This is a genomic window from Pararhizobium sp. O133 (genome assembly GCF_051669845.1).
Lineage (GTDB): Bacteria > Pseudomonadota > Alphaproteobacteria > Rhizobiales > Rhizobiaceae > Pararhizobium.
Genome location: NZ_CP196426.1, coordinates 2,718,896 through 2,740,912 on the forward strand (window position 1 = coordinate 2,718,896; position 22,017 = coordinate 2,740,912).

12 protein-coding genes are annotated in these 22,017 nt (G+C 56.6%); 6 read left to right on the forward strand and 6 right to left on the reverse strand.

Translation table 11 applies throughout. The features are described from left to right. The first annotated feature begins 151 nt into the window (after window positions 1-151). Together ACST81_RS12975 and ACST81_RS12980 are read left to right on the forward strand one after the other, a co-directional pair. Window positions 152-5,605 carry a DUF4011 domain-containing protein gene (locus ACST81_RS12975; RefSeq protein ID WP_438748241.1) on the forward strand — a complete coding sequence of 1,818 codons (5,454 nt, stop codon included), beginning with the start codon at window positions 152-154 and terminating at the stop codon, window positions 5,603-5,605. 63 nt (window positions 5,606-5,668) lie between these two features. Continuing rightward, window positions 5,669-10,216, forward strand: a complete 4,548-nt coding sequence (locus ACST81_RS12980) for a hypothetical protein (protein WP_438748243.1) — start codon at window positions 5,669-5,671, stop codon at window positions 10,214-10,216. 265 nt (window positions 10,217-10,481) lie between these two features. Here ACST81_RS12980 and ACST81_RS12985 read toward each other — a convergent pair whose 3' ends face one another. The 3 genes from ACST81_RS12985 to ACST81_RS12995 all read right to left on the reverse strand — a co-directional run bounded on the left by ACST81_RS12985 (window position 10,482) and on the right by ACST81_RS12995 (window position 15,491). Beyond that, window positions 10,482-12,179 (reverse strand): AAA family ATPase, encoded by a 1,698-nt coding sequence (locus ACST81_RS12985; RefSeq protein WP_438748245.1) that lies wholly within the window; start codon window positions 12,177-12,179, stop codon window positions 10,482-10,484. A 42-nt stretch (window positions 12,180-12,221) separates the two neighbouring features. Continuing rightward, complete coding sequence (locus tag ACST81_RS12990) at window positions 12,222-13,280, reverse strand: dsDNA nuclease domain-containing protein (protein ID WP_438748246.1); 1,059 nt, start codon at window positions 13,278-13,280, stop codon at window positions 12,222-12,224. 201 nt (window positions 13,281-13,481) lie between these two features. Further along, window positions 13,482-15,491: a DNA cytosine methyltransferase gene (locus ACST81_RS12995; protein ID WP_438748248.1), complete on the reverse strand. Its 2,010-nt coding sequence runs from the start codon at window positions 15,489-15,491 to the stop codon at window positions 13,482-13,484. A gap of 241 nt (window positions 15,492-15,732) precedes the next feature. Here ACST81_RS12995 and ACST81_RS13000 point away from each other — a divergent pair, with 241 nt between their 5' ends. The 3 genes from ACST81_RS13000 to ACST81_RS13010 all read left to right on the forward strand — a co-directional run bounded on the left by ACST81_RS13000 (window position 15,733) and on the right by ACST81_RS13010 (window position 19,293). Beyond that, window positions 15,733-16,341, forward strand: coding sequence for a hypothetical protein (locus tag ACST81_RS13000; protein ID WP_438748249.1), 609 nt, complete (start codon window positions 15,733-15,735; stop codon window positions 16,339-16,341). 10 nt (window positions 16,342-16,351) lie between these two features. Next, window positions 16,352-18,214, forward strand: coding sequence for an AAA family ATPase (locus tag ACST81_RS13005; protein ID WP_438748250.1), 1,863 nt, complete (start codon window positions 16,352-16,354; stop codon window positions 18,212-18,214). A gap of 659 nt (window positions 18,215-18,873) precedes the next feature. Further along, window positions 18,874-19,293: a hypothetical protein gene (locus tag ACST81_RS13010; protein WP_438748251.1), complete on the forward strand. Its 420-nt coding sequence runs from the start codon at window positions 18,874-18,876 to the stop codon at window positions 19,291-19,293. Between the two features lie 124 nt (window positions 19,294-19,417). Here ACST81_RS13010 and ACST81_RS13015 read toward each other — a convergent pair whose 3' ends face one another. Continuing rightward, window positions 19,418-20,053 carry a TetR/AcrR family transcriptional regulator gene (locus ACST81_RS13015; RefSeq protein WP_438748253.1) on the reverse strand — a complete coding sequence of 212 codons (636 nt, stop codon included), beginning with the start codon at window positions 20,051-20,053 and terminating at the stop codon, window positions 19,418-19,420. An 88-nt stretch (window positions 20,054-20,141) separates the two neighbouring features. On the opposite strand from ACST81_RS13015, the gene ACST81_RS13020 reads away from it, so the two are divergent. After that, a complete protein-coding gene (locus ACST81_RS13020) occupies window positions 20,142-20,915 on the forward strand; it encodes an SDR family oxidoreductase (protein WP_438748255.1) in 774 nt (257 codons plus the stop codon). Window positions 20,916-20,932: 17 nt separating this feature from the next. Here the strand turns inward: ACST81_RS13020 and ACST81_RS13025 are convergent, their stop codons facing one another. Then, window positions 20,933-21,265, reverse strand: coding sequence for a hypothetical protein (locus ACST81_RS13025; RefSeq protein WP_438748257.1), 333 nt, complete (start codon window positions 21,263-21,265; stop codon window positions 20,933-20,935). Then, complete coding sequence (locus ACST81_RS13030; protein WP_438748258.1) at window positions 21,262-22,011, reverse strand: exonuclease domain-containing protein; 750 nt, start codon at window positions 22,009-22,011, stop codon at window positions 21,262-21,264. Before ACST81_RS13030 ends, ACST81_RS13025 begins: the two co-directional genes overlap by 4 nt. Window positions 22,012-22,017 lie beyond the last annotated feature (6 nt).

Sequence of the window (22,017 nt, forward strand, 5' to 3'; positions counted from 1 at the left end):
CTACTTCTTAGCCAAGTCTACTGCGCCCCAGTCCTGTTGGTTGGTACTCGGAGACAGTGGAAAGCCGAGCGCGGGCCCGCAACAGTACCTTGATTGCTGATGGTGCTTGTGGAACAAATTTCAACTTTAAATCAGTATTCGGAATGATTCCATGAACGGCCAATCGAACCCAACCGTTCGCGACTTTTCAAAGCTTGTGGCTTCCAAGATCGAAGAAATTCGCCCGAGGCTTCTCGATCTCACATCGAGAAACCCGCTCGTGAACATGAGCTTCGACAGCAGATCCGCAAGCCAAGTCAGGGTGATCGACGAATTGCCTGATCGGGTCTTCTACAGCCTCAACAACGACACCACGTTGAAATTTCGGCCACTTCCATCATTCGAGGAAGAGAGCAAGGACGAGCTTACAACTGAATTCGTTGAGGCCGTTTCAATCGCGCTTCGCACCGACGACGAGTATCTGTCTGAGACGCGAAAGCTTGACACTGAGGCTGCCGACTATCCCGATCTTTTGCGGAGGGCAGAACGAGCCCTTCGTGACCGAGTGCGGGCGGCGCGAGGAATGCCGAGGCGGATCACACGCAAGGATGAATCCTTGGCTCAGCATGCTCGAAACAACGGGATAGATCCCAGTTTCGATTTGCCGCTGCGGGAGACCGAGGCTGAGGATGATCGTTATGACGACGATCACATCCAGACCCTTCTTCTGGGGGCCGATCTGGAGCGAAAGCTCAACGCATTGATGACGAAGTCACGCACGGCTCAGCAGGAAACCGGGCTCAATCTACTGCGGGGAGCATTCGGTTTCCTCGAGTGGAAGGATCCGGCGAGGGCCGACGACCGTGTATATCTCTCGCCTCTTGTGCTTTCGCCCGTGCTCGTCCAACGAAAGAAAAGCGCAGGCGGACCAATCTTTTCCGTGGAAGGGACGGGTGAAGAGGCGGAAACGAACCTAGTGCTATTGGAGAAGTTCAAGCGCGAATTCGGGATCGATTTTCCGCCGTTCAGTGGTGGGTCGCTAGAAGACTACTTCGAAGAAATCGGCGAGATCAAGCATGCCAAGCTTCCGTGGAAAGTAAGGAGGAGGATCACGTTCTCCGTATTTCCGGCAGCACGCATGGCCATGTATGAGGATTTGAATACCGCGGTCTCCAACTTTTCACGAAACGAAATCATCCAATCCATCCTCGTGGGAGCCGAAGGCTCAGAGGCGGGCGCGGTTGCGGAGGAATACGAAGTCGATGCCCCGGACGTGGAGGCTGAGGTTCCGCATCTTGTGAAGAAGGCTGATGCCAGCCAGTTCAGCGTCCTTGTCGACGTCGCGCGCGGTCGCAACATTGCTGTAGAGGGGCCGCCGGGGACAGGTAAGTCCGATACGATCGTCAACGCCATAGCGACCGCTTTATCCAAGGGGAAAAAGGTGTTGTTCGTGGCTGAGAAGTCCGCGGCGCTCGAAGTTGTAAGGAGCCGCCTCGAAGCCGTCGGTCTTGGAGATTTCGTGTTGCCCCTGTTGGCCGGCAAAAGTTCCAAGGACGAGTTCATGCGTTCCATCCGCGACAGGATGGAGCTTAGAGAGCAGTCTCCTCGCGGACTAGATGAGGCACGCGAACGTTTCGTCGACGTCCGAGATAAGCTGTCCCGCTATGTATCAATCCTCTCCAGCGAGTGGGAAGGAACAGAAGAGACTGTTCATCGAATCCTGGGACGGGCGATCGCGACGCAGCACTTTCTGGACGGGATGTCGGCGCTCGCTCTGTCGGAACATTCCATTCCCGCTAGAGAGTTTCGCGCCGACGAGTTCGAGACAATGAATTCTAGCATTGGTCTGCTCGCGGAGCTTTCCCTGGCCGCGGCCTGCAGAAGAACGCACTGGAGGGGAACGGCCTGCCTCGAAACGAGTCAGTTTCGGAGTTCTGCGATTCTGGCGTCGGCGCATCGGGCGTCACGTGCCTTTGCTAAGCTGGCGACCACCACAGCAGACTTGCGAGGGTTCGGGCTCGACGAGCGTCTGACAGTTGCGGATATTTCCGCAATCAAAGGACTTGCTGACTACATCCGCGGGCTGGTCGAAGGAGAGCTATCGCCCGACGAAGTCCGCATCGCGACTTTTGACGCTCCAGAGGACTTGAGAACGTTTGTCCAGGACTGTGGCAATGTTCAAGATTCCGCAAAGTCGCTTGGCCAAATTCTTATCGACCCAGCCGAACCAAACACACGGGGCAGGTTGGAGCGGATCAACGAAATCTGCAGGTCCACCGGCGTAAGGTCTCTCGACCCCGCAGAGCGTTCGAGCCAGATCGCGGGCATCGAAACTTCGGTTGCAGTTCTATCAAAGTCGGTTTTAGCCGCCGGCGAGTTTGTCGCACACCATCCCCCAGCCAGTAGATGGTCCGTAGGTGCTGCGGATAAGGTGGCGATGCTTGTTCGCGATGTACCGAAGGCCGTGCTCGCCTTGCGGTCTCCAGGCCTAGCCGACGCAAGCTCGGTGGCAAGGCTCAAAGAATTCGTCGAAGTCGGTCGCGAACTCCGTGCCAGGCGTAGTGAACTGGAACGTGTTGTCGATCTCCGACCGGGGACTCGATCTGCCGACATCGATCGACATTTGTCGGTGATTAAGGGCTCTGGCGCCTTGAGTTTTCTCTCCTCGACGTACAAGGAGGCTAAAAGATTTTACGTCTCCGTTGCTCGTTCGGGTTCGTTCGACAAGTCCACTGCGCTCGACGTACTCGAACGTGCCCGTAATCAGCTTGAAGAGGAGGACAAGTTTGAGACTCGCGCCATCCGGAGCGCGGTGTTTGGCAGTCACTTTGAGGGCGTCCAGACAAGCTTCGACACTTTCGCGCAACTCGCGGAGTTCTACGATCATGTAGACCGCGAATTTGGTGGGTATTCAAACCGTGACGTTCGTGATTTCGTTTGCAACGCGCCCATGGCGGTTCTGCAAGAGATACCGGATTTTCCAGAGATCTCACGTGAGACGCTCCTCGGCGAGATTGAGGCGGCACGCGAAAAGCTGAAAGCTGATTTGGGCAAGATGCGGTCAATCGACAACGAGCTGACGCAGCTTTGCAGGGTTTTCAGTGTATCGGCTAAGGTGACGCCATCTGCTCTGCCGGCATTGATTGGCCAGGTTGAGTTTTTTCACAACTCACTTTCCGAGCTCGACGCGAGTCCTGTGGCACAAGTGCTTGGGGAATTCTTCGAAGGCTGGAAGTCGAATCCATCAGAGTTCGAGTATTTGATTGAGGTCGCTGAGCTGTTGCAAGGCTATCGGTTCGGCGCAGCCTTCGCCCTGGCTGCCGAGCAGCGCCGTCTGCAGGCCCTTTTGACGCTTGCTGACGCATCCTACGCTGACGCGCAGGATGCCCACGTCCTGATCGACAAAGTCGAGACAGAGTCGTCCACACCCGTTTCAGAAAAACTGGCAGACCTTTCCTTCGAACAGGCGTCGCATTTTCTGGCGGAGGCTGCCGAGGACCACGATGCTCTGGAGCATTGGATAGGAGTGGCCAGGGCGAGAACCGCAATCAACCGGCTAGGAATGCTCCAGACCGTCGATTTACTTGAATGCCAACTCGGACGTCCGGACGTGGCTGGCCACGCCGAGGCACTCATGCGCCGCAATTCTGCGGGTCGTGTATATGAAAAATTCGGCCGCGAGCTGGTCGGATACTCGGGCCGAGATATTGAGGGCTTGCGGCACCAACTGAAGAAGCTCGACGACGAGATCACCCTACTGTCGCGTAAGGCGCTTCGATATCAGTTGATCCGTAACCCGTCGCCACCGAATGGGGTCACCCGTGGGCGGGTGGCAGAACTTACGGAAATGGGACTGCTTGAACACCTATCGGGCCAGAAGAAGATCCGGGTACCCGTGAGGGAGATCACGCGGCGCGCTAGCAGGGCGCTGCTCGCATTGAAGCCATGCTGGATGATGTCGCCTCTCGCCGTGGCGCAATACATTCAGAAGAACACCTTGGAATTCGACGTCTGCATTATCGACGAAGCCTCCCAAATGCCGCCCGAGGACGCGATCGGCGCTCTTTTCCGAAGCAGGCAGGCGATGATCGTCGGTGATACGCAGCAGCTACCGCCCTCGAACTTCTTTCATAAGAGCATTTCGGATGCTGCCGACGATGAAGAGACGGACGCTGTCACGGAGGAGTCCGTACTGGAGATGGCAAACACTGCTTTTCGTCCTCGGCGCATGCTGACGTGGCATTACCGATCGAAGCATTCCGGCCTCATCAAGTTCTCAAACAACATCATCTACCAAGACCGGCTTACGGTCTTCCCGTCGGCGCATGAAGATAACCCGACGATGGGTGTTGGTCTGGTCAATACGAACGGTCTCTATAAAGCTGGCGTGAACACCACTGAAGCACACGCCGTCGTCGAAGCGGCGTTGGAATTCATGAGCAGCGATTCCAGTCGCTCTCTCGGTATTGTGGCGGTAAACAAGGCGCAAGCCGACTACATCAACGAGCGACTTCAATACGAGATTCCCCGCCACAAGGCAGCCAGCGAATATGTCGACCGCTGGCTGCTCGAGCGCGACGGACTTGAGGAGTTCTTCGTGAAGAACCTTGAAAACGTGCAGGGTGACGAGCGCGACGTAATCTTTGTATCGACCGTCTACGGACCGCCGACTGAGGGAGGCAAGGTGGCCCAACATTTCGGGCCTATCGCGGGTCCCACTGGCCGTCGCCGCCTCAACGTGCTGTTCACGAGGGCTAAAGAGCAGATACGGACCTTCACGTCCATGTCGCCATCGGACATCACTGCCGAGAAGGAGACTAATGCCGGAGCTTGGATGTTGAAGCGCTGGCTCGAATACAGCGCAGGGGGGCCGCTCGAGGCCGGCACTGGAACGTACGGCGCCTATGATTCTCCGCTTGAGGAGTATATCGCAACCCAGATCCAGGCCATGGGATGCGAGGCGGTTCCACAAGTTGGCGCAGCGGGCTACTCGATCGACCTAGGTGTTCGACATCCCCAATGGCCGAATGGTTTTCTTATGGGCGTCGAGTGCGACGGGGCGACCTATCACTCGTCACGCTCAGCGCGTGATCGCGACAGACACCGGCAGGAGATTCTGGAAAACCTAGGCTGGACCATCCATCGCGTGTGGTCGACCGATTGGTTTGACAACCCGAGACGGGAGGCAGAGCGACTTCGAACGGCGATAGCTGCTCGTCTTGAACACCTGAAGACCAAGCTGGCAAGGATGCCCCCGGCGCCGACCTCTGCGGTCGATTTACAGCCGCCGTTCTCGCCGTCGAATGCTTCACCTCGAACGGCAGAACCCGGCGAACAACTTACTCTCCTCGTCGAAGCTACCTCGCCGCCAGCGCCGCGCGCTGCGACGAGCACGCAGCGGCGAAAGAGCGTGCGGCTGGGGAGCAAGGTTAGGCTCCGTTATCTCGACCGTGGCATGGAGACGTACCAGTTCACGATCATCAAGGATCCGAGCGCTCCGGAGAGGGGGCTGGTGAACCAAAGTGCTCCACTGGCTAAGGCGGTTTTGGACGCCGAAGCCGGAGATGAAATTGAAGTGCTTCTCGGTAGCTCGATCCGGAAGGCTGTCGTTGAGACCGTCGAATGAAAGGGGAATGCAGGCTAAAAGTAGACTTTTGCCATTACCTTCGAAAGACAGGGCGGTGACCTAGTGACCGATCTTCCGCCAGCTATCTCGGTTGACTTAAATTCCAATAGCGCTGGGCGCCGCGCCATCGCGGGCTTCCTATTTCAAATTCTTCGGAGCATTCGGTTAGGACTCCAGTTGAGTTTGGCGTTCTCCGGCGAGGAGGAAAACCGACAAATGATGCTTCGGTTGGAGCCGGAGGAGGGCAGTGACCATCAGGTGACTGGCGGTGCCTGCGATACCATTGAGCAAGTGAAAATGCGGGCGGTCCGCCGAAAGTGGTCTAGCGGGGAGATCGCCAAGGAGGTTTTGCCAGACCTCCTCAAAACGGTCCGCCTGGGCTCTAATCAAAAGTTTGTTTTCGTTACAAACAATATCACGGGTCTCGGGCCGCTACATGAGTACATTTCCACACGATCTATGAAAAAAGATCAAAAATATCGGTGGGGTGGAAAACGTCTTACGAAGGACGAATTTGAGCAGAGATTGGCGAAGGCTGCTGGCTGTGGAGGCGTCACTGCGGAACTGCGACACCTACTTGATCGTTTTGAAGTCGAGAGCATCCAGATCGAATATGTCGAACAAGAAATAGATCGCGCGCTTCGACCGTTGCTCCGTCCTGATGACGAGCCTGCTAAAAAGCGTTTTGAGCTGGTCGGTAAGCTCCTAACGCTCGCCACGAACGGAGCGACGTTATCTGCATTCGATATAAAATCACTTATCGATCCTGACGCGCACCGCCTGCTTGCGCACATTAGATCGTTACCGGGGATGCTCGCGACACATGTTCGGGAGGATTCGGTTCTTTTGGGCTACGATCCGGAGAAGCAGGCGAGAAAGCCTGGGGCGGTGAGCAAGTCGTCGTTCGTCATCCTGTCTGGAGAGTCCGGCCAAGGAAAAACCTGGTCGCTTGCGGATCTGGCGTTAGGACAGATACAGAAAGGCGAACTAGCCGTCGTCATGCGTGCGCCAGCGTCGCTCGATGAAGTTGAGAGATGCATTAACGACAGGATCTGGCAACCAGCGCATTCTGCGGCGGCGTCAATTTCTGTTATTGCAAAGAGCCTCCGTACCGCCTTCAGCGACGGAGATGGGATTTGGCTCACTATCTACCTCGACGACATACAGGAACGCGCGTTCGCGCAGAATCTTGCTCGATGCCGATGGCACGAGCATGGCGTTCGGTTCGTCGTCTCAGCACAACCACGAATTACTAAGGTCGTCGCCTCGATCAACAAGAGCGTAAAAGTTACCGAAGTCGGCAACTTCCATGGGGGCGAACTGCGGCGTTTTCTGACGCTCCACGATCGCGAGTCGGTCTGGGAGCAACTCCCCGACGACATTTTCGAGCTGTTGTTGAAGCCAGTTCACGCTAGCGTTTTCGTCAAACTACCCCAACTGGCTGCTTGGACCGGAGCCACCGAATATGAACTTTTCAGTTCATACTGGCAGTATGCATGCCTAGAATCCCGAGAGCAATCTGACCATCCGAGCGACCAGGACGCGTTGTTGTGCTTGGCAGGCACGTTGCTCAACGGAAATTGCCATTATCCATGGAAGACAGCGGAAGTTCGAAAGGCAGGTCTCGATGATCCTGGCTTACTGAGGCTCGAGGAGGCTGGACTTCTCCGTCGACCGAAGGCAGGTCTTGTCCAGTTCGCCGGAGATCGAATGTTGAACTGGGCGGTTGCCGAAGTGATAGCTGCACGAATTCGGGACGAGGGCCTCACACCAGCGGCAGCCGAGGCACTCTTCGCCAACATCGAAGACCTTACCACCAAAAACAAGCTCCCGGTGGGTGCGCGGCTCGGATACGTTTACTTCGACGCGCTTTGGCTCCTTTCCGGCTCGGCTGAGAAAACCTTCTTGGCAGATTTGATCTACGAGCATGTGTCCAAAAATCCGCAGGAGTCACGAAACGAGAGCCAATGGAGAGACGGTTTCGGGAGCTTGGGGACGAGACTTCTTCCAGCGCTGGAAGAGCTCACTCGAAGAGTGACGAGCGCTGACAGGCATTTCACCCTTTCGAAAAACATCCCCTTTGCTTTAGCTGCAATAGCTACCCCCGATCCTAAGCCTGTGGAGGAGTTAGCAAAACGAGTTCTAAGGTCAGGGAATGACGAATCGACTGAAATTGCATTAGAGACGGCCTGCATTGTTCCACTCTCCAGTGCCCTCGATGACATTTGGGAAGAGCATCTTAAGCGTGCGCTTGAACGCAGTGCATCAGTTGCTAACGAGGATTCAGGGGGTCGCTTCCACTTGAGCCAACGTTATAAGTTGAGCTCGGAAGCGTTCCGTTGCGCTGTCCACGCGGATCCGCATTGGCTTGAGGTCAAGCTTGGGCAGACCTCCAAGGCAATTGAGATTGATCAGCTTCTTTGGGCACTTAATGACGAGAACACGATCGATCCTGAGCTCGCTTCGAAGATATGGTCGAGGTGCCGTGACAGTGTGATAGCCTCGAGCGACGTCCCCAGTGCGGCGGTGATCGAGATGATCGGGCATTTTCGCGATGTGGAGCTCTCACCGATTTTGAACTCGGTAGATGGCAAGGATCATCTGACGGCAAGTCGAGTTATCCGCTCTCTCGCCCGATCCGCACCCCTTGATGCACTACTTAAGATTTCGACCGGAGGTACGGAGTATGGTTGGGCTGCAACGAATTGGTGGTTTGATGAGCTTCACGCAACGCATGCCGGCCAATTAGCTGAAGCAATTCGGCAGAATGCCCAATCTAGCGACGATACATTGACGGAGCTTTGCCTTTACTACGGGGGCAGACCTGAGGCTATCGATCTAGGTTCTCTCGAATTGGTGTTGGACGAATTCGCTGAAAGGTTGAGACTGACAAACCAGACCCGTCACAGAGATGACGATAGCATTGGTCGACTTGGCCATGCACTGACGTTTATTTCCGGACTCACGGAGGTTTGGCAATTTGAGGCCTTGTCGCGCCGTGCCGGCAGCGAAATGGAAAAGAACCTAGCTCAGTTCGCCTGCGGGCGCCGTGGCCGCAGATCAATGACGAGGGACAGCGTCGGTAACGAATGCGAAAAAATCCTCGCAATGATCGGAGGAAATTGTTTTCATCAATTGGTCGAGGGAGAACTCGCACGCACGGATGTTTTCGGCCGCCAGGATGGCTATATTTCAGCCCGTTGGACGAGTGACTCGGGAATTTCCGCGTTGCTCCGTCAGTTGGACGAAGAACCGAAGCCGGAGTCGTTCGATCGTGTTGTTCGCATGGAAGCTTTCGCCGTCCACAGTTGCGATACTGGGATCGAAAGAATGATCGAGGCGGGCACCCCTGTTTATCTCAACGCTGCCGATATCCGTAGCTCAGATGGTCGTAATTTGTCGGGCCTGAGAGACAGGATTGCCGAACTGCTCGTCAGGAACGACGAGAAATCTGTAAACCGGGCCGCAGCTCTAACCGCATTTCTGAGTATGCCAGAAGACGCCCGGCCGCTGGTGGCGAGATTTCTATCGCCTAACACCTCCACCGAATTGAGACAGACGATCCTCTTGTCCTTCGATGTGCTCAACTACTATGAGGCAAGCCTACTGCCACTCGCCTGCGAAATGCTCCAACAAAATGGCCGCGACACGACCCACCTTGTCGCGTCGTACCTCGCGAAGCATGGAGATGAAGACGCCGATCGGGAGGTAATAAGGTGGCTCCAAAACCAGGATCTTGGTACGGCATCGACGGCGCGCCGGGACTACCTCAATCAGCTATTGAAGAAACCCGAGGGGCAGGAAGCCGTTTTTCAGTTTCTACGTCGGTCGCGGGACAACGGTCATCTTGTGACAGATGGAAACCAGCTTCGGTTGCTGTCGTCGTTTGGCGACGAATGGGCCAGTCGAGAATTGGCGAACGCGTGCTATCGCATCGGTTACGACCGCGGAAAGTCGATAACCGCAATTCGGCATTTGCAAGAATACGAGGGAGATGAGGCGTATCTTGCGGCTAAACGAATGCTAGTACGCAATTTTGCGCCGGATGCGATCGACCTTTTGCTTATGATTGATCTGGATCGGGCTGCTAGCGATCTCATTTTCATCTATTCCGATGCGAAGCCATCCCGTCGCTTAGAAATCGAGAGGCGCCTGAGGATCCATTTGGGTAGTGAATTTTTAGCCGGTCGTCTCGAAACCTTGGCGAACTCGTCGCTGAAAGATCGTGAGTTAGCTGCCCGATTGGCCGGAGCGGTCAGCTTTGGCGTTTCATTGCCGTGGCTTGAGACACTTTCCGCTGACAAGCCCGTGGTTCAGCAGGCTGCTCGTGATGCGCTTCGAAAGCGTAGCCGCGAGCAAGAGGCGATGAAGCATCGTGACCTGATCAGTTGTTCTCCCAAGCACCTCCAATGGGCGCGCATGTTAACGATCTTTGAACTCGTTGATCCCTTTTATCTCTGGCACAGGAACGATCCAGCAAACTTGAAAAGCCTATTCGACGCACTGCCGTCAGAGTTTTTTCATGAGGCGAAACAACTTCGCCAAAAGCGGCTCAAGCAAGTGGAAGACGCTGCTGCTAAGGCAGATAAGGCGGTTGGGGGACGACGCTAGTAGGATTCGGCGCTTCGAACTCCATGGAATGTGCCCAAAGGGAACGCATTGTTCGCAGAGCGGCAGGGAACTGGATCCTGCTTGAGAGGGCGGAATCTGCATGGCACGTCACCTGATTTTGAATGCCAATCGGGAGGAAAAGCACCATGGACAACGACCCAATGTGGCGGCGAACGGATCACGCTGGTTTTATCCGACAACATTGAGCTGAAGACATAGGCTGAGCGGTCTCTCGACCCGTGTCATCTTCTCAATCTGGACGCAGTCACAGAGTTTCGAGCACCGGCCGCAGGGATGCGGAAACAGCGTCGAATTCGTCCCTTCGTAGCACTGATCGCTTTTGATCGAGTTCGATTACGCTCGCATCACCTGGATCGATGCCGTGCATCGAGACCGTACCAAGGATCGTCTGTCCGAGCGGGTGGCGGGACTGAACTATAAGGGAAAGCAATGACTTCACGTTCGTGACGTCCTGATCCTGCTGGATCGGCGTGTCGATAACCATTGGCGCCGCGAAGGCCTCTGAGAACTTCTCGATCGTTGCAAGCAACGCCAACGCGTATGCCAGTAGCAGTCTAGGTTGCTCGCTTCCGGTTTCGACGATGCGGCCAGTAATTTTGGAAATGGAGTCGTAATCGGGGTTCAGAACGTTGAGCCTGTTTGTATAGCCGAGCATCTTTTCGGCATAGAATCCTTCACGTTCCTCTCTGTGCTGACGTTTGTTATATGCCTTCAGCGCCGATTCCATAGACGTGATTGAAGCGTCGAGTTCGCCGATCTTTCGGTCCAAGTCGGAAATCTGCTCATTGAAGAGTGTGAGAGCCTGACGGCGTCCCTCGTTTTGGATCACATCCTTCAAGGTCACTCGCCCACGTTCTTCTTCGAGTGTTTTTTGAACTTCTTCGATAATTCGGTCAGCCGCGACGAGCTCTTCCTCGACTTTCCGCGCCTCCATCGCAAGGTCGTCGATCTGGTCCAAGGAGTTTGCGACAAATTCGAAGCACTGGTCGCGGTCGGCGAGAATTGAAAACCTATGCCTGAAATCGTTGCGATGCTCCGTGCCGCAAGTCGGACATGCGATCGTGTCGCGGCCGTCTGAAGCGGCCCAGTTTGCGTCTGCACCCAGCTCCCTTGCTGCAGCGCGCGCCAGTTCGATCTGCTCTTGGAGCAGCAGCCTTTCGTCGACGATCTCGGCAAGCTTCGCGGCTCGCTTCTGACGTCTATTCCTTAGGTCGGTGAGGCGAACCAGAAATTCCTCGATAGCGTCGTCGTGGTCATTTGCGGATAGCTCGATGCCCTGAAAAGCCGGGGCGAGGCCGAGCCTTGCAATTACACCGGCGACTGTGTTTCGTTCGGAGATCGCCTCAGACTTCGTGCGTGCCGCAAGCGCTTTTTCGGCGGAGATTTCGTAGAACGCGTTCGGCTTGATGCCTGAATGATACTCAATTACGGCACGTCTGAAGTTGGAGTACTGCATGAGACGGTCGAACGATGTAAGCGGACGCTCCCATCCACCGTCCTGATCGAGGTAGAACGGAAGAAACGCGTATGCCGGAGGAGGGATCTCGGGCTCTCCTTTTCGATTCAGCAACGTCAGGCCGAAGTTGAGCTTGTCAGCGAGAAATGGGCCAAACTCGTGTGTAATGCTGTTGGTCGAAATTAGGCATCTTCCGTCAGCATCGAACATGGCCAATTGACGACCGTCTCGGACGACAGAGTACGGTGCGCCGTCTATCCGAATGTGCAACCTGCTTTTTATGTTAGCCGAAGCCCACTCTCGATGCATGGCCGGCGGGGATGCACCGAGAGTCCAATAGATGCTTTTTATGACGGACGATTTACCGACGCCGTTCATCCCCGAGATGATCGTCAGCTTCGGGTGGAATTCGATTGTCCGCGCCTTCTTTTCGGTCAGCGACAATAGCTCCAGCCTTTCGAAGCTCAATCGTTTCATGCTTTTCATGCCTCAGGTTCCGGATCAGAAGGGCGAAGCGGTCGCTATCGTTCATGGGTTTTGATACTCATAGAGAATGATTGCGCGGATGGCGGCCTTGTCGGCCGTTGGCGACCATTCGAGCACGATGTCTCCGGCCGCGGCGACAGCGCTCTCTAGGGCCTCGATGAAAGTCTGGCGCCTGGTGAAAATTGGTTCAATAGACGATTTGATCCGCGGAACGATGTGGCGCACGGTCTCCCACCTGGTCCGGCGTTCGACGGTGTATCGATCCCACGCTTTTTTTATCGCAGTAACCTCGGCGAATCCTAGAGGCGTCAGGTAGTGCAATGCAGTCTCCCAGCTAGGAACGGTATGCTCGCCATGGACGGAGAGAAAGAACTCGACGTCAGATCTTCTCAGGATGTGAGCCAAATCGAACTCTTCGATCAAGCGAGCCGTCGGCTGAGGTTTTGCCCTTCGCCTACATTCGCCCGAAAGCGCATCGAAGAAGGTTTTCGCACCACGCTCGCTACCCGTTCGCTTGAATAGGAGTTCGGCGACCTCTCCTACGACTGTGTGGTGGGCGTTGGCGAAGTGCAAAGGACTGTAGTGCAAATGATAGAAGGGAAGGTGAGTCTTGGCTGCGAACGCGGCATCTTCTGCACTCATGGCGTCGCTGAGTTCTTGACGCGAATCCTTGTCGAGCTCAGTGAGGCAGCGCTCGCCAACGTCCGCACTGAGCTTTGGCATCGGCATATTGGTGACCATCACAACGCGCGAGAGGCAGGTTGAAAATCGTTTCACATTGTCGAACATCTTGCCCGCGATCGAGCCGCCCGGCACCCCTTTTTCCTTGGTTTTTGGGCGTTCCGTGAACCTGGCGACAGTCCAGTTGCCCCGCTTCCTTGTCTTGACCTGATAAAAGACAATCTTGTTGGGGGCATGCTCGTGGTCGAGCTCGACGATGTCGTCGTGGGATTCGAACAGGAACGAGTACGATTTCGTCTGCGCATGGAGCGTGAGGATTCGCTGGATACCCCAAGCGAATTGGTAATCCAGTCTCTCGTTCAGGATCTCGCCGCCGGTTTCCCGCTTGGCTTCCTCCATCAGTTTTTCGACTACGCGCATGGCTCCCGACGCGACTCACGTTTGAGACAACAGCCGAGAGTAGCAAAAGCCGTCGAGAAATCGAGGCAATTTCAGTCGGTTATTTGCGACACTGTATAATGTCACGAAATAAGACACACACCTTAGAGTCTTAAGTGGGACGTTCTGAAACTAGGCTCGCTGTCCGGTTTCCCGAACCACGCCCCCATTTCTTTTCGCCGCTTAAGCTGGGCTGTGCACGTGTGAAACACGAGGCTCCTCCGGGTTTCTAGCCAACTTCTGGCCCGGACCGAGGAATAGTTCCAACGAAGGGGCATCGACCGACTGTCGCTCTGACGCTCGCTCATCCTCTGGCTTCGGCCAGAGCATGGCTTCCACGTCAAAGCTGATACTTTCCAGCACCTCGTACAAAGCCAACCCTATGGCCTGCGCCAATCGAGGCGCCACGGCATTGCCGATTTGTTTTGCAACCGACTCTTTTCCGCCGACGAATTCGTAATCGTCCTTGAAATCCTGAAGGCGAGCGCGCATCCGCAGGGTCAATCCTGGCACGAAGTCGGGTCCGGCTTTGCGAACCAGTTCATCCGTAGGGGCCGCAACCGGCACGCCGGCTGGGTTCAGACCGTTTTTTGCCCAACGAATTCCTTCCCGTTCCTGAGCTTTTCCCTTTCGCCCCGTCAACGTCGATGCTTGGGCGCCTTCGACGACTGTACCGTCGGCTAGCTCAAAAGTGACCGTACGGCAATATTCCGCCCAGTCGTCAACATCGCTCCAACCATTGGCCGCCATAAGATCATACAGCGTGTCTCCGACATTGGCACGTCGATCCGGATAGCCCTCAGGCGTCCGGAAATCACGGCTCTCTCTTTCCCGCATGCCGATAAACAGAATTCGAGGACGGTTCTGTGCAATGCCAAATTGCTGCGTGTTCACTTCGGCTATGCGGATCTCATACCCGCATTGACCCAGCTCTTTGAGGAACGCCGATATTTGGTCTGCATGTTTGCCGAAAAGGGCGCCGCGTACATTTTCAAACAGGAATGCTCGAGGCTTAATCTCCCGGACCACTCGAGCACCTTCGAGGAGCAGGTCGCGGGTGTCATTTTTCCCCGCTCCGTTGCCTTCCTCGCTGTAGGGCTGACAGGGCAGACCTCCACAGACGAGATCGACCTTGCCTGCGTATGGCGTGAAATCCAATGTTGTCAGGTCCTGTTCAACCACCGGCCAGTCCGGGCGGTTGAGCCTCATGGTCGCTGCGGCGTCCTTGTTGAATTCGACGAGAGCGACGTGGTCGAAACCTGCAGCTTCAAGTCCGAGTGCCATTCCTCCCGCACCCGCGCAGAGCTCCAGCGCCTTAAGGCGTTTTTTCGGTAACGTTTTCGCGGGCTCGTGTTCGCCGTAGGCAAAAGACAGATGCGCTTGTGATCCGATGAAGTCTGCGAGGTTGCGCACCATGCCGTCTCGGCGGGCGAGAATTCTGGTGGCATGGTCAGGAAGCGTCGATTTCTTGTGCCGGCACGGCGCCGAAAGAGCTTGGAGAGTTCGATGAGTGTTGGCGGCGCTCCGGCCAAACATCTTGGCCGTTCTCCATTCGGGTTCGCCGAAGCGCACGTGCTCAGAACCGTAAATCGCTTCGAAACTCGACAGCACCGTTTGTGCCCGCTGAGCGACGGCGACGATACGCTGTTTGTGCCCTCGTGCCTTGGCCGGTTGCGGTGGCAGCGCCGCGACCTCCTCAATCAGAGCGACCGTCTCATCCCGGAACGCCTTCGCTTTTGCGGTCGCATTTATTCGCGCGTTTTTGATCAGAAGCCTCTGGCGGCCAGAGGCTATCATTTCTGACTGAGAGCGATACGAACTTGCCACGCTCTTTCGAAGTCGGGTGAGTTCGGCAGTGCCGAAGGTTTCGCCCGAAATGATCTCCGCCAAGGCAAGCTGGCGCACCGTCTCCTTTGAGTTCGCAAGTCCTTTTACGAGATCGTACGGCACCTGCCGCTCCAGGAATACCTCGTGGTATTCACCGACGTTTCTGGAAATTTTGGAATAGGTGGAAATCTCTTGTTTGGAGAGGCTGCACCGGGACACCAGAAATTGCCTTACCTCGTCGGCTCCGAGCTCAGCCTCCAGGGCGCCGACTTCTGCGGCGAGTTTCATCGCCTTCTCCGTTACCGCTTTCCTGAGCTTTATAATGTTCTTTCTAGCCTGAGTCAGTGTGGCAGCGGTCGTGTTCATCACAGGGTCCGTGTGTATCGTTTCTGAACACTTCCTACGCGAGCAGGGATTACAACGACGCGAAAACAAATGTTAAAATTGGACGGAACCTGCACCGAACGTCATCGCACAAAAGTGCAATTGACTCCCTGAATTTTGTTCTCTATATGTTCTGAATGGCGCAAGCTCTTCGAATATCCATCGACCGCTGACACTGAACGCCGCTCCCGCGGCTGGTCTCACCGTATTTTGGATTTTCAACATGGAAAAGCTTGCTGACCACGTGATCATCGACGCTGCCTTTCGCAAAGCGTCAATCAATGTCTTCTTCCCCCTTGCCACAATCCGCTGTGCTGGTTCCCCGGCATTTAAGAGCCAGCTCGCACGCGACCTTGCTTGCCTTCTCGACGTTCACGAAACCGTAGTCGCCTGGTCATGCTTGTGCTTCGGCGTCGACGTCGAGGACGGCGTGCACATCGTCGATTTCATGGTTGATTACAGTGACGGAACCCGCGAGTTCCTGGACGCCGTCGAAATCACAGGCGATCCCGCCATCACTGAGACGATCGCTTGCGCGAGACGTCGGCATCGGTTCGTATCAAAGGATGAAATCCAAACTGGGTTTCGCCTGCAAAACGCGAAGGATATTTTGCGTTTCGCGAGGCATCGCACCCCCTTGAACGACAGAGTTCGGTTTTTGGCCGCACTGGACGAGGTGGGTTCCATGACGGTCGCCGAGACCTTCCATGTGTTCCGGGAGGTGCCGCCGCTGACCGGTATCGCCTGGATGGCGCTACATCGGTTCGTCTCGATGGATCTCGACACTTGCTTGATCGGGCCGGACACGATTGTCCACCGGTCACAACGTTGAGGGTTGATAGATGACACTACTTCCTGCCAAGCTAACCGTCGCACACGCTGCCTACGGGCAGACTTTGAAAACCGCCATCCGCCGCGGGGGCGTATTCCTTAAATCAGCGGCAGACCGTCAGTTCGTACTCGTCTTAAAATTGCCCGAAGGCGCGGATGAGCCAGTCTATCTCACTGCAGCTAAGCTTCTTGTAAAACGATACCCACAGCTCGAAAGGTTCAGGGCGTATCTACCGGTCGCTCACCGGAAGCGCGGACTGAACACGGATGCCATCGACGGCGGCATCGAAGCAGGTGAATCAGTGATCGTTTTATGGCCGCTTCACACCGAGGTTCCTTCGCCTCTCGTTGCCGCGGCCGATAAGATCATCGACGTTGCCTTGGTCCGTGCCGTTGACCTCGTGAGCGCGGTAAAGCTCGCGCATGGGCAGGCCTTAACGGTGAAGGAGGCCGATGCGCTGCTGGCGTATCCTCTTGTGCAAGTATTCGCTTCAATTCGGATCGGACGCCCCTATAAGAAAGTGTTGGAACGCCTTCAGGCCGCGGTTTCAACCGCACCGCCAACCCAGGAGGGGCCAAGTCTCGCCGAGCTTGACGGCTATGGAAAAGCTCGAGATTGGGGTCTCGCGCTCGCTGACGACATTTCGAGTTGGAAGCGCGGTGCGATCGCTTGGTCGGACATCGATAAGGGAATTCTGCTCAGCGGCCCGCCGGGGTGCGGAAAGACCCTGTTCGCTTCGGCGCTGGCCCGCACCTGTGGGATCGACATCGTTGCCACGTCAGTAAGCAGTTGGCTCGCTGCCGGTTACCTGAACGATGTGCTCGACGCGATGCGCGGTAGCTTCGCGGTGGCGGCGAAAAACAGCCCCTGCATCCTTTTCCTCGATGAACTTGACGGGATCGGCGATAGGTCGACCCTGCGCGGAAACCACGTTCAATACTGGACGCAGGTCGTGAACTGCCTCCTGGAGCTCGTCGATGGCTATGACCGGCTGGAAGGCGTCGTGATCGTTGGAGCGACGAATTTCCCGGAAAAGATCGACGCAGCACTTCGACGCGCCGGAAGGTTAGACGGCCACATCGAGATCCAGTTGCCTGATGTCGCAACGCGCGCATCGCTGTGCCGGCGCTACTTCAGTAGCGATCTGACCGACGTCGACATCGCAGAAATTGTTGCTGCGACGGAAGGCTTCAGCGGCGCGGACTTTGAAAAAATCGGGCGTGACATCCGCAGGTCGGCCCGAAGAAACGGATGTGCGATTACGGCGCCCATGGTGTCTGAATTCCTACCGCCGGCGCTGAAGATCGAAGGCGCTCGTCGCCGCACGGTAGCTGTCCACGAGGCTGGTCATGCCATCGTCGGCCTGCATCTTGGTGTCGGCACGCTGAAAGAAGTGGTAGTCCTTGACGAAATTCGTGGTCGTCGCGCGCACGCAGGTGTCACCGAATTCATGCCCAACGAAGATGTCGAGGTGGATCGGCAAATGTTGCTCGACCAGATCGCAATGCTCCTCGGCGGAAGGTTGGCTGAAGAGGTCATTCTCGGGTCAGCCTGCAAAGGTTCCGGCGGAGAGGGGTCGGACATTCATAAGGCGACGGACATCGCGACGTGGATGGATGTGCAGCTCGGGATGGGCGAGGGGCTCGTATATTACTCCGGCTCGTCCTCAGCCGAGCTTGAGGCTGTGCGTCGACAGGTTCCTATCGTTCGAGAACGGGTCGAACAAGTTCTGCTGAGGCAGTGGAAGCGAGCTAAGGGGATCGTGGAGCGGCACGCAAACGTTATCGAGCTACTGGCGACGCAACTGGAAGTTATGGGGTGCGTTGATGGCCGAGTAGTTGAAACGATGCTGCGACGGGAGGAGACGTTATGAGGGCGTCTGGAACCGTATCCTGGAAGCTTGTCGTCCGGGGTCTAAAAAGCAAAGTCGTAGCCGACCGCAAAGCGCAGATTGCCGTGGAGCTCAGAGGCGTCGGCGGTAAGCCAATGCCTCTACGCCAAGCAAGGAAAATTCTGCTGACGATGTCAGTTGACGCCCTCCACGGAACGCCTCGATTTATCGACGTTCACGGAGACGGAGAGGTCTGTTTGATGGCGCTTTCAGATCTTCTGGACATCTTGGCTGACCCTCCGCCAAGCTTGGCGGAGGTAATGAGGTAAACCGGCCCACAATTTGGACGGCATTGAGAAAGCCAATTCTCGGAAGTGTCCGTTCCAGTGTTGCAATCGGTGAGAAACCTTACCGAGAATGGAAAATCTTCTTTTTTTAAAGGTTTACGAGGATTCCATAATGTTTAAATTTAAGTTTTTACCATTTCGATGATGTGTTCTTCGCTGCACTCGATAGTCCGCTACACCCTTTCAGGATGGTCACGAGGGAGACATGGCTGCTGTCAGCAATGCGCGGTTGATCCGCGCGATGGCGGGTCGCGACATTGAGATCGGCACAGGCGACAGGCGGCTGCTCCCGGTGATGTGGCGCTCGAGGTGCGCTATCTGGCGGCGCCTATATCCGGACGCGGAAATGCTCGTGTGACGGATGTCACTTTCGATCTGCGCGCGGGCGAGATTGTCTGCCTTGCCAGCATCGTTGGTGCAGGACGGTCTGAGGCCGCCCGCTTGATCTTCGGCATCGATCCGATCGGGGCGGCTGAAATCCCTCTGGGCGCAGAAAGCTTCTCGCCCTCTTCTAGGACCGAGGCAATTCACGCCGGCATAGTCCTTCTGCCGGCGGACCGAAAGGGGGCGGGCGATATTGCCGCAGCGCGCCTTGGTCGAGAATTTTGTCCTGGCGGGTGCCAGTCCTCCAACGCCGGGCATGTGATGACGAAGGCGACACCCGCGCCGAGATGTCGGAGCCCGCTGACCTTGGCCGTCATCATCTCTTCATGCACCGCGACGTTCTTCAGCGTCTCGCCGATCGTCTCCCGATATTCGCCCGGCAGCGGGTGAAACATCGTCAGATGCGCGCCTAGGACACTGCGATCCTGCGGAAAATGCTTTTGCCGAAGGTGATCGAACGGCTCGAGATCCCGCTTGGCAATCCTTGCGGTCAGAATGAGTGGCTGACGCGTCTTCAATCCGAGCTTCGGGCGACAGTCTTGCGTTTTCCGGGCCATGCCGTCAGGGCAACGTCGATCAACCGTTTCAGAAGCGCGTTGCAGGCGCCGTCGCAGGCCTGTGCCGACATGCCCTGGATAATCGCACCGTAGAAGCGCGCGAGCGTGTCCGTATCGGTCCCGGCCGGCAACTCGCCCTCGCTGACGGCGCGATCGAAGCGGACCTTGAGAACCTGCATCGATTCTTCGCGAAGGGCTGCCGTCATTCGAGCGACGGAGGCATTCTCTTCCGCATGCTGAAGAACGGCCGTCGAAACCATGCAGCCAGCAGGCTTGTCCGGTTGGGTGTCGCCATCGGCAATATTGTAGAGGTAGCGGCTGAGGGCCTCGTAAGCGGGCAGGGCGGATGTCAGGATTTTCCCGCGGTGGGCACTTTCACGGGCGATGCTGAAGTCCAGCGCCTGACGATACAACTCCTCTTTCGAACCGAAGGTGGAATAGAGTGTCGGCGGGTTGATCCCCATGGCCTTGGTAAGGTCAGCGGTCGAAGTTCCTTCATAGCCGCGCTCCCAAAACAGGCGTGCCGCGATGTCGAGCCCGGTGTCGCGATCAAGCACGCGCGGCCTTCCTCTTTTACGAACCGGCTCTTTCATTAAAATAGTGATCCCTATTTAAATCTTGACAGGCGTGTTTCGAACCTTAATATAGCGATCACTATTTTAATTGGCAACGGAGTAGACCATGTCCAAGAAACTGGCAGAGAAGACAGCGCTTATCACCGGAAGCTCACGGGGTATCGGACGGGCGGTCGCGCTCGCTTTTGCAAAGGAGGGTGCCGCGCTGATCGGTGTGCACTACACCGCCAATCCGGATGCGGCCAAGGCTACCGTGCGCGATATAGAGGCATTGGGCGTCAAGGCGGTCGCGGTGAAGGCTGATCTGCGGCAAGGCAAAGAAGCCGCCGATAGCCTATGGGCACAGTTCAGCGACGCCGCGCATGTGCAGACGGGGGCGGCTACCCTCGATATCCTCGTCAACAATGCCGGCATTGCTCCTGCACTCCCCTTGAAACAGACGAGCGAGGCTGTCTTCGACGAAGTGATGACCATCAACTACAAGGCGCCGTTCTTCCTGATCCAGGCGGTCGCGGACCATATTCGCGACAATGGCCGGATCATCAACGTCTCCACAGGGTTCACCCGGATTGCAGCACCGACCCATCCGGCCTATGCGGCCTCCAAGGGGGCACTGGAGACCTTGACTCTGGCGCTGGCGCCCGAGTTCGCGGTCCGTGGCATTACGATCAATGCCGTCATGCCGGGCGTCACCGAAACGGACATGAATGCCGAATGGCTGGCGTCGCCGGATGCGCGCGCCGGCGCCGAGGCACTCTCGGTCTTCTCGCGTGTGGGCCGTGCCGACGACATCGCCGATGTGATCGCCTTCCTGGCATCGAATGATGCGCGCTGGACCACCGGGCAGATCATCGACGCGACGGGCGGCGCCCGGATCTGATCAATCCTTTGGCCCGGCTATTTTTGCACGCCATCGTACCAGGCAGCATAGGGCGTATTCCCAACGAGATACCGGTTGAAATCCGGTGCCCCGTCGGCCCACCAGACAGGACCGCGTTCACCGAGCGCGGTCTTTGCCGTGTCGACCTTGCGGCGTGCAGACGCAAGCTTGTCCGAGTCATCCTTCGCATCCCGGACAGCGCGCCGTGCCGACATCAATTCCTTGACCAGTCGACCTTTCGTTTCTGCATCGAGTGCCGGATTGCTCTTTCGCCAGAGGCGTCCGCGCACCACGAAATATCGACCGTCCGGTGTGTCGGGATATCGTGGCCGTGAGATGTCTTGCGTCATAGGAATGACCCTTGCGTCGGCTCATCGACATCAGACTGCTCGGCATTGCCGCGCCTCTCCAATTCGTTCTGAGCGCTGAAACGAATGTCTGCATCCCGGTCGCGAAGATATTCCCGAAGCGTCTCCGAACTGAGCCGATCCCAGCTCTTGCCGCGATCCGGCCCTGACGGCACACGGGGTAGCAGGCCGGGCTCAGCGCTCCACTTCAAAAGTTGCTCGATTGAAGCGGTGTTCAGCAAGTCGCGCAGGTGGTGGGCGGTGACATAGGCGTCCGGCATGGCTCGATGAGCCGGCAGGCCGATGTCATGGACAAGTCCTTCTGGCATGCGCTGATAACGCAACATCTGGTTGGAAAATCGCTGCAGTTCAGGCCAAACACGCAACGCGCATTTCCAGGTACATATCCAGGGTGTGCCGCCGCTGAGGCGAGGCGTACAGTATCGTTGCTCGAAAGCGGCGCGGTGAGCCGCCAGCGCTGTGACCTCACCATCTGGGCGCAGGATGTCGGGTGCGACCTGTTTCCAGTAAGGGGCGTCGGCGACCTGCTCATCGAGAATATGGTGCACCGCCATCGTGTCGGGAGATATGGGGCGCCCCGGATTGACCAGCCGCGCGCCGCGCTCCTCGGTCACGACCCAACGACCATTGTCACCGAGAACAACATCCTGCCAACCAATCTCGCAGACGTCGTTCGCGCCATTGCCGGCTGTTTCGAGATCAACAACGCGGACGCGAGCGGTTGGCACTGTTGA